The sequence below is a fragment of the Tabrizicola sp. genome, from assembly GCF_051645465.1.
Classification (GTDB): Bacteria; Pseudomonadota; Alphaproteobacteria; order Rhodobacterales; family Rhodobacteraceae; genus Tabrizicola.
The window spans coordinates 1-7834 of sequence record NZ_JBOFBI010000334.1 but is presented as its reverse complement, the minus strand read 5'-3'; the positions used below and the strand labels follow the sequence as shown (position 1 = coordinate 7834).

The following is a 7834-nucleotide window of genomic DNA, read 5'->3' as shown; positions in this document are numbered from 1 at the left end:
AGTGATCGTGGCCCGCGTGATCCCTGCAGCGAACAAGCGGCCGGTCAGCTCATCGGCAAAGCGGGCCAGCTGGTCGACCCCTACTGGACCGCTGATCAGCACATCCGTAACCCGGTCACGCCAGGCAGCCGAAGCTACCTCCGGCTCATCCGCGCCCTCGGGCAGAGAGGTGATCGCGTCGACGGCGGCCTGCACCTCTTCCTCGGCGGCGGCCAGATCGTGGTTCGGCTCAAACTCAAGGTCGATGACCGCGCGGCCCTCGCTGGCAAGCGAGTAAACTGCGGTTACCCCGTCGATGGTCAGGAAGGTCGGCTCCAGGACCTGCACGATGGCGCGGTCCACGTCCTCGGCCCCTGCACCCTCCCACACGACAGTGACGCCAACCTCGCTCTGGATGACATCCGGGAAATACTGCGCCCGCATACTAGACGCGCCAACCAGGCCCGCGACCAGCATGATCACCATCAGCAGATTGGCGACGGTGCGGTGGCGGACGAAGTAGCGGATCAGGCCCATCTCAGCCGCCTATGGGCTTCTCGGGCAAGGTGGCGGTTGACGATGCCTCCGCGCCTGGCCGGATCGGGCGAATGCGAATACCTTCGCCAAGGAAGGCCGAGCGTTCGGTCACGATCTCTCGCCCCGCCAGTTGCGCCGCTGCGATGATAACATCGTCACCCTGACGCCGCAGAACATCGACCGCGACTTCTTCCAGGCGGTCTTCAGGCCCAAGCGCCAAAACCGTTCCCTGCCGCCCTATGGCCGTTGCCGGCACCAGCGCCACATTGGATAGCGGGGCACCTGCAATCACCACTTCGACAAAGTCGCCGGGCTTCAGCAGGGCTAAACCCTCCGCCACCACATCCAGTGCCGCATAGACCAGCCGTCCGGTCTGGCCATCGCCTACCGCTGCGCCCACCCGATCAAGGCGCCCAATTAGCGGCGTAGCCTCCGGGAGGCCAGGGAGCGCAACCGTGACCTCACTTGAGCGCAAACCACCCTCTTCATCGAGGAGCTGTAGGTATTGCGCGGTCGAGAGCCGCAGCGCAACCTCCAGAGACGCAGGGTCGATGATCCGCCCCAGCCCTTCATTCGCGCCGATGACCGTGCCCCGCACCACGGAAACGCCATCGATGCGACCGGAAAGTCCAGCCCGAAGCTCGGTCTCGATCAACATGCGCTCAGCCTCGCCCAACGCAATCTTGGCCCGCGTCACGGCCACCGCCGTCTGATCGACCCGCGCCTCGGCCGAGGCCAGCGCCTGCTTCCTCGACAGCACCGACTGAACGGCGCCAGAGACCGCAAGCTCGGCTGTCTCAACCGCCTGTGGCGACCCCGCCCCACGGTCCGCAAGATCCTTCTGGCGGTCCAAGGCCTGCCGTTGCAAAACTGCCTGCGCTTCAGCGGCGGCCAGGTCTTCAATTGCAAGTTCCACCGCCGCGACCGCCTCGGCGGATGCGGCTTCCGCCTCCATCAGGTCGGCCTGCGCCAGCGCCAGCGCCTCTTCGGCCGGAACGGGATCAAGCCGCAGCAAAGCAGCGCCTTCGGTCACTTCGGCGCCGTTCTGAAAATCCTCCGCCACCCAGACCACCATGCCGACCTGCCGCGCCCGAAGCTCCAGCGTCCGCCGGGCCTCGACCTTGCCATAGGTGATCATTTCGGGCGTGATCTCTGACGGCGTAAGCATCAACACGTTGGCCGATACTACCCGCTCTTCCGCGTCACGCGCCGGACCACCCGGACCAAAGCTCTGCCGAGCGGCATTGCCAATGGTGATTGCGGCAAACCCCAACAGGGCCAGTGTCACCACCAGCAACAGAAGGCCTGTCAGACTTCGCGCCAGAAACCGCATGCCCGTGCCTCAATGTGGTGCAACTCGAGTTTAGCCCAACCGAACCCCGCCGCCAGTCGGGATACTACAGCAAACGCAAATGTTACGCGCTAACCTACGAATACGGCGCGAGGGTTGTATCGCAAGGTCAAGCTTTGGTCGGAAGACAGCTCTTATCTTGCAGATCAAAGGCTTCCTGCGTGTAGGGCCGACGTTTGCGACAAAGCCGAAATAGCCTCATCTGGTGCGGACGGCGGGACTTGAACCCGCACTCTCTTGCAAGAAGCAGATTTTCGTACCACTTCGGCTTTCGCCGCCGCCTTTCGGCGTTCGTGGTCTGGACTGTCCCTTCACCATGGCCATCTCTGGCGTTAGGTGCCACCCGTCCAGTCTCTACACCTTCCCCCAACCGGGGGCTTGGCTCGGGATTGGCCTGGGGCAAAAGCCCGTTAGCGTTCCCCGACTTTGAGCGGTTCTACTCCGCGGATTTCCCCGCGGGCACTCCAATAAAAGTCTGCTGCGTCTACCGATTTCGCCACGTCCGCGCTTCGGGGTTCGTGCCACATCGCGCGTACTCGCGCAATTGCGGAGTGCATCTGGTCTTGCCATCCTGACGCCCGTGTGGCCCCTGGCCCAGGCGCGCATATGGCGACCCTGCCGACGTCAGCTTAACAACATCACCGCGCGAGCGGCGGCGCGATCTTGGCGGCTGCTCGATCGCTGGAAAGGCCCTGCTCCTTGCCAGACCGGCCCCGCTGCGACTAGCGTGACACTCGCCAAAGGTCAGTCGCGGGGGAAACCCGGAATGCCTGCCGCCTTGATGATCAGCCCGGACGCCGCGCATGAGATTGTCACTGCGGCTCTCGACCATTTGACGCGCATCGTGCGGCCAAGCGGCCAGTTCGTCTACGCCCATGAGGCCAACGACATCACAGCCGTCCATGACGGCTACAATCTTCTGCGGCATTGCGGAACGCTCTGGTTCATGGCGCGCGCCGCCAACAAGCTTGCCGGGTCACCCGATCCCGACCTGATCGAGGCAATGGCCCGCGCCGCCGGATACATCGGCAAGAAGCTTGAACCTGCGCCATGGGCCAAGGCGGGCCGACCCAGCCTCGCCCTTGTCGGCAACGGCGCGGTCAAGCTTGGCGGGCTTGGGCTTGGGCTCCTCGCGCTGGGGGAGGCCCAGAGGAATACATCGCTCCTGCCGCTTCTGGCCAACCGGCTTCGTCTTGGCACCGAAGCGACCATCCTACAAATGCGGCAATATGCGCTGGACGAGATCGAGGGCGACGACTTCCGCCACAAGCGCGATTTCACGACTGGAGAAGTGCTGGCCTTCCGCTCCGACTACTACACCGGCGAAGCGATCTTCGGCCTGCTCGCAACCGGCCCCGTGTCGGACGACCTTGCCCGCGTAACCACCGCGCTCATGCGTCGCGGTTATGGCTGGGCCGAGCAAAGCCACTGGATGGCCTATGCGGCTTGCGAGGCGGTGGAGCGCGGGGTGGTTCCAGAAACCCTTGGTTCCGCCTACCTTACGGGTCTGATGGCAGCGATGCTTGGCAACGACAGGTACCGCCAGCGCCGCCAGTCCACCCCCGTCGCCTGCCGCACCGAAGCGATGACCCGGGTCCTGATCCTGAACCGCGCCATGCCGGGCCTTCTCGACCAAAGCCTGCTTGCCCAGATCCGCATCCACGCGGCCGAGAACCTTGCCCTGCAGCTTGACTGGTATCAGGACGGCCAGTTCTGGAAGGGCGACGACGCCCGGAAGGTGCAGATCGACTATATACAGCACAATGCCACCGCCTTCCTGCATTGGGCGATGCTGGGCAGAGGCTGACGTCGCCTACCCCTCACCCGGCCCTGCCGCCATCAGAAGCCGACTGACCAGCTCGAAGCTGTTCCTCACCTGCATCTTGCGGATCATGTTGGCCCGATGGACCTCGACCGTGCGCGGCGAACAGCCCAAAGCCAGCGCGATTTCCTTCGACGTGAAGCCGTTCACCAGATAACGCGCGATCCGCTTTTCGGTCGCCGTAAGCTGCCCCTCCGGCCCGGCCTCGGCCTCGATCGGCCGGTAGGTCCAGATCGCCAGCCGCTGCGGGTCTTCGCGGTCCAGCGTCGTGCCGTGGCCCTCCATCCACACGACATGCCCGTCCTTCCGCCGCATGAAGCGTTCGTCGCGGTAAACCGCCACCGCCAGCATAGCCTTCCGCGCCCGTTCCCCGATCAGCTCATAATCCGTCTGACCGGGGTAAAGCAGGCGGATCGACTGCCCTTCCAGCTCGCGCGGGGTCCAGCCGAAGACCGCCTCGACCCGCAGACTTGCCCGCAGGATCACCCGGTCGGCGAGGATCAGCGTAGCATCCGGCGCGTGCTGGAAGGCCAGATGCTCATAGTCCCGGACGCCCGTCATTCCTGCACCCTACGTAGCCATATACGTATTCTTACGGATGGTGGTCTGAAGGGCAATCTTTCAGGATCAACCGCATCCGATGTCCTGCCGGTGTCGCCCTCTGGCCGGAAAGACGGAACCGGGAGGAGACAAAGATGAACAAGGTCTATCCAAGCGCTGGCGCGGCACTTGAGGGGGTTTTGCACGACGGCATGCTGATCGCATCCGGTGGCTTCGGCCTTTGCGGCATCCCCGAGCTTCTGATCGCCGCCATTCGCGATGCCGGGGTCAAGGGCTTGACGGTTGCCTCGAACAACGCGGGGGTCGACGGTTTTGGCCTTGGGGTCCTCCTCGAGACCAGGCAGGTGAAGAAGATGATCTCCTCCTACGTGGGCGAGAACGCCGAGTTCATGCGCCAGTACCTGTCGGGAGAGCTGGAGCTGGAGTTCAACCCGCAAGGCACGCTGGCGGAGCGGATGCGGGCTGGCGGCGCCGGGATTCCTGGCTTTTACACCGCAACCGGGGTCGGCACCGTGATCGCCGACGGCAAGGAACACCACGACTTTGACGGCCGGACCTATATCCTGGAACGCGGGATTGTCGCGGACCTGTCGATCGTGAAGGCCTGGAAGGCTGATCCCGCCGGCAACCTGGTCTTCCGCAAGACCGCGCGGAACTTCAACGTTCCGGCCGCCACCTGCGGGAAAACCTGCGTGGTCGAGGTCGAAGAGATCGTGCCGCTTGGCTCGCTTGACCCCGACACGATCCACCTCCCGGGCATCTACGTGCACCGGATCGTGACCGGCGCGCATGAAAAGCGGATCGAACAGCGCACTGTGCGCAAGCGGGAGGCTGTATGATGGCCGAGGAAACCAAAGGCTGGGACCGCAACGGCATGGCCGCCCGCGCAGCGCAGGAACTGCGGGACGGCATGTATGTGAACCTCGGGATCGGCATTCCGACGCTGGTTGCGAACTACATCCCCAAGGGCGTGAACGTGACGCTGCAATCGGAAAACGGGATGCTGGGCATGGGGCCGTTCCCTTACGAGGGCGAGGAAGACCCCGATCTGATCAACGCGGGCAAGCAGACGATCACCGAACTGCCGCAGACCGCCTACTTCGACAGCGCCACATCCTTCGCCATGATCCGCGGCGGCAAGATCGCGATGGCAATCCTCGGGGCGATGGAGGTGGCCGAAAACGGCGACCTTGCGAACTGGATGATCCCCGGCAAGCTCGTGAAGGGCATGGGCGGGGCGATGGACCTTGTGGCAGGCGTGGGCCGGGTGGTCGTGGTCATGGACCACACCTCCAAACACGGCGAATCGAAGGTCCTGCGTGCGTGCACCCTGCCCCTCACCGGCAAAGGCGTGGTTGACCGGATCATCACCAACCTCGGCGTGCTCGATGTTGGCCACAAGGGCCTGCATATCGTCGAACTTGCGCCTGGCGTCAGCGAGGAAGAGCTTCGCGCTGCAACCGAGGCGACGATCGTTGGCTGAGCATCAGATTGCGCGCCAACACGGGGCGACCAAGGGCCGCTTCGCCATCCGCAAGGACGGCGAGGAAGCCGAGCTCACCTATTCGATCACGACGCCTACACTGATCATCGCCGACCACACCAGCGTTCCCGACAGCTTTCGCGGCACTGGCGCCGGGCTTGCGCTGGTCGAGGCTCTGGTCGCCGCCGCGCGGGCCGACGGGTTCAAGGTCATGCCCCTCTGCCCCTTCGTCAACGCCACACGGAAAAGACACCCCGAGTGGGCAGACGCCTTCATATAGGGCTTCAGCCGCCCGCCAGGGTCGACCGGAAGACGCAAGGATCGGTCACCAGCATCGGCGGGCTGACACAAAGCCCCTGCGCAACCTGCCACGCCGCCAGCACCTTCGGCACATAGTCCCGTGTCTCGGCATAAGGCGGCACGCCACCATTCGCGCGCACCGCACCCTCGCCCGCATTGTAGGCCGCCAGAACCAGGACCGGATCGTTGTTGAACTCGTTCAGCAACCAATCGAGATAGGCAACCCCGCCCTCGATGTTCTGGATCGGATCAGTCGAATCGGTAACGCCAAACCGCTCGGCCGTGGCCGGTATCAGCTGCATCAGCCCGATTGCTCCGGCCGAGCTGACAGCATCAGACTTGCCAGCGCTCTCGATCCCGATCACCGCCAGAACCAGTGCGGGCGAGACGTTCGTATCCAGCGTCGCCCTCAGGATGTCCTTGCCATAAGCATCCGCCACCTCCTGCATGTGCTGCATCCGCGGGGCACCGACGACGGTCCCGTCCGGCCCTTTCGACAAGGTTGCGAGTGCAAGGTCAAACCGGTCGGCAGCCGCCTCGATCGCGGTCGGAACCGTATCCCAGTACCAGGCGTAAGACGAGGCCGGAGCCGGCCCCGGGGTCGCGCCGTCTTCACCGGCCTTCTCGTCGTCGGCTTCGGGCTCCGGGACATCGACCCCGTCGGGATCGACCTTCGGCAGGGCCGCGAGGTAGCGGGCCTGCTCTTCCGGGTCGATCTGCACGGTGATGCGCTTGCCGGGCAGACCGTCCCCGACCTTGACGCGCTTGAACGAGAAGTCGTCCGCGGAAGCCGCAAACGGCGCTGCAGCGCAGAGAATCGCTGCGATCCATGATCTGGTATTCCGCATGTGCGGGGCCTGCTCGCCTTGTTGTTTTGCGGAAAGAATCGCAGGTTCGCCGCCCGCCAGCCAGAACTTTTCGCGGCCAAACATGGCGATTCTGACAGAATCGGCCAAAAAACCACGCTCTACCAGCCAAAGATGAACGACTTCCAAACAAATCTTTCATTTTTTTTCAAAAGCTTGAGTAGCTCGCGGTGCCTTTTTCTGGTCGCACCACAAATGACCGGAAACCGTCCAAACTGCTGCCACGATTGAAGGTCTAAATGCATTCATACCGAACGAAGAAGGCAGATGAGTGTGCCGGAACGGAGCGGTTGAATGACACCTTAGTGCCTCTGAAAGGGACCAAATATCATGACCAAGTTTTCCGCTTTCCTGAAAGACGAAGCCGGCGCAGTGACCGTTGACTGGGTGGTTCTGACCGCCGCCGTCGTTGGCCTCGGCCTCCTGATCTTCACGTTCGTCCGTCCGGCAGTGTCGAACCTGGCTGTCTCGATCCAGACCGAACTGGGCCAGGCCCAGCTCTGCATGGAATCGAACGGCAAGACCTGCAACTGATCTGATCCTCTGATCATACGGAAGGCCGCGCTTCGCAAGAGGGGCGGCCTTTTCGTATTGAAGTCGTGTCGCCGCCGATCCAATGGCCTCCATCGGCAAAGTCGATATGGGTTGGGCGATGCCTGCGCATCCCAACCGGCGATCTCCACCGCGTCGCCCCAATTTGTCTCAATTCGTCCCAATTGCTGCCATTTTTGTCGAGCACAATCGATCGGCACCACAGCATAGCTGTGGCATGCAACGCCGGATCGAGGCGATTGAATGACACCTAAGCACCTTGATGAGGGAATATATCATGACTACGTTTTCTGCCTTCCTGAAAGACGAAGCCGGTGCCGTGACCGTTGACTGGGTCGTTCTGACCGCGGCGGTTGTTGGCCTCGGCCTTCTGATTTTCTCGT

9 protein-coding genes are annotated in these 7834 nt (G+C 63.3%); 5 read left to right on the top strand and 4 right to left on the bottom strand.

Annotation, left to right across the window (positions count from 1 at the left end):
- Both ACRCSW_RS21430 and ACRCSW_RS21425 read right to left on the bottom strand, forming a co-directional pair.
- A partial coding sequence (locus ACRCSW_RS21430; protein WP_438707682.1) for an efflux RND transporter permease subunit occupies positions 1 to 516 on the bottom strand: 516 nt, incomplete at its 3' end.
- A 1-nt stretch (position 517) separates the two neighbouring features.
- Positions 518 to 1849 (bottom strand): efflux RND transporter periplasmic adaptor subunit, encoded by a 1332-nt coding sequence (locus tag ACRCSW_RS21425; RefSeq protein ID WP_438707681.1) that lies wholly within the window; start codon positions 1847 to 1849, stop codon positions 518 to 520.
- A gap of 784 nt (positions 1850 to 2633) precedes the next feature.
- Here ACRCSW_RS21425 and ACRCSW_RS21420 point away from each other — a divergent pair.
- Positions 2634 to 3674, top strand: coding sequence for a hypothetical protein (locus tag ACRCSW_RS21420; protein ID WP_438707680.1), 1041 nt, complete (start codon positions 2634 to 2636; stop codon positions 3672 to 3674).
- A gap of 6 nt (positions 3675 to 3680) precedes the next feature.
- Here the strand turns inward: ACRCSW_RS21420 and ACRCSW_RS21415 are convergent, their stop codons facing one another.
- Positions 3681 to 4250 carry a LuxR C-terminal-related transcriptional regulator gene (locus ACRCSW_RS21415; protein WP_438707679.1) on the bottom strand — a complete coding sequence of 190 codons (570 nt, stop codon included), beginning with the start codon at positions 4248 to 4250 and terminating at the stop codon, positions 3681 to 3683.
- A 134-nt stretch (positions 4251 to 4384) separates the two neighbouring features.
- Between ACRCSW_RS21415 and ACRCSW_RS21410 the strand changes: the two genes are divergently transcribed.
- From ACRCSW_RS21410 to ACRCSW_RS21400, 3 genes are read left to right on the top strand one after another with little or no spacing between them, the layout of a single operon-like run.
- Positions 4385 to 5089, top strand: a complete 705-nt coding sequence (locus ACRCSW_RS21410) for a CoA transferase subunit A (protein ID WP_438707678.1) — start codon at positions 4385 to 4387, stop codon at positions 5087 to 5089.
- Complete coding sequence (locus ACRCSW_RS21405; RefSeq protein WP_438707683.1) at positions 5089 to 5733, top strand: 3-oxoacid CoA-transferase subunit B; 645 nt, start codon at positions 5089 to 5091, stop codon at positions 5731 to 5733. Before ACRCSW_RS21410 ends, ACRCSW_RS21405 begins: the two co-directional genes overlap by 1 nt.
- Entirely contained in the window at positions 5726 to 6013 is a 288-nt protein-coding gene (locus tag ACRCSW_RS21400) for a GNAT family N-acetyltransferase (RefSeq protein WP_438707677.1), read from the top strand. Before ACRCSW_RS21405 ends, ACRCSW_RS21400 begins: the two co-directional genes overlap by 8 nt.
- 4 nt (positions 6014 to 6017) lie before the next feature.
- Here ACRCSW_RS21400 and ACRCSW_RS21395 read toward each other — a convergent pair whose 3' ends face one another.
- Entirely contained in the window at positions 6018 to 6881 is an 864-nt protein-coding gene (locus ACRCSW_RS21395; protein ID WP_438707676.1) for a lytic transglycosylase domain-containing protein, read from the bottom strand.
- Positions 6882 to 7229: 348 nt separating this feature from the next.
- On the opposite strand from ACRCSW_RS21395, the gene ACRCSW_RS21390 reads away from it, so the two are divergent.
- On the top strand, positions 7230 to 7433 hold the full coding sequence (locus ACRCSW_RS21390; RefSeq protein WP_438707675.1) for a hypothetical protein: 204 nt from the start codon (positions 7230 to 7232) through the stop codon (positions 7431 to 7433).
- Positions 7434 to 7834: the final 401 nt, after the last annotated feature.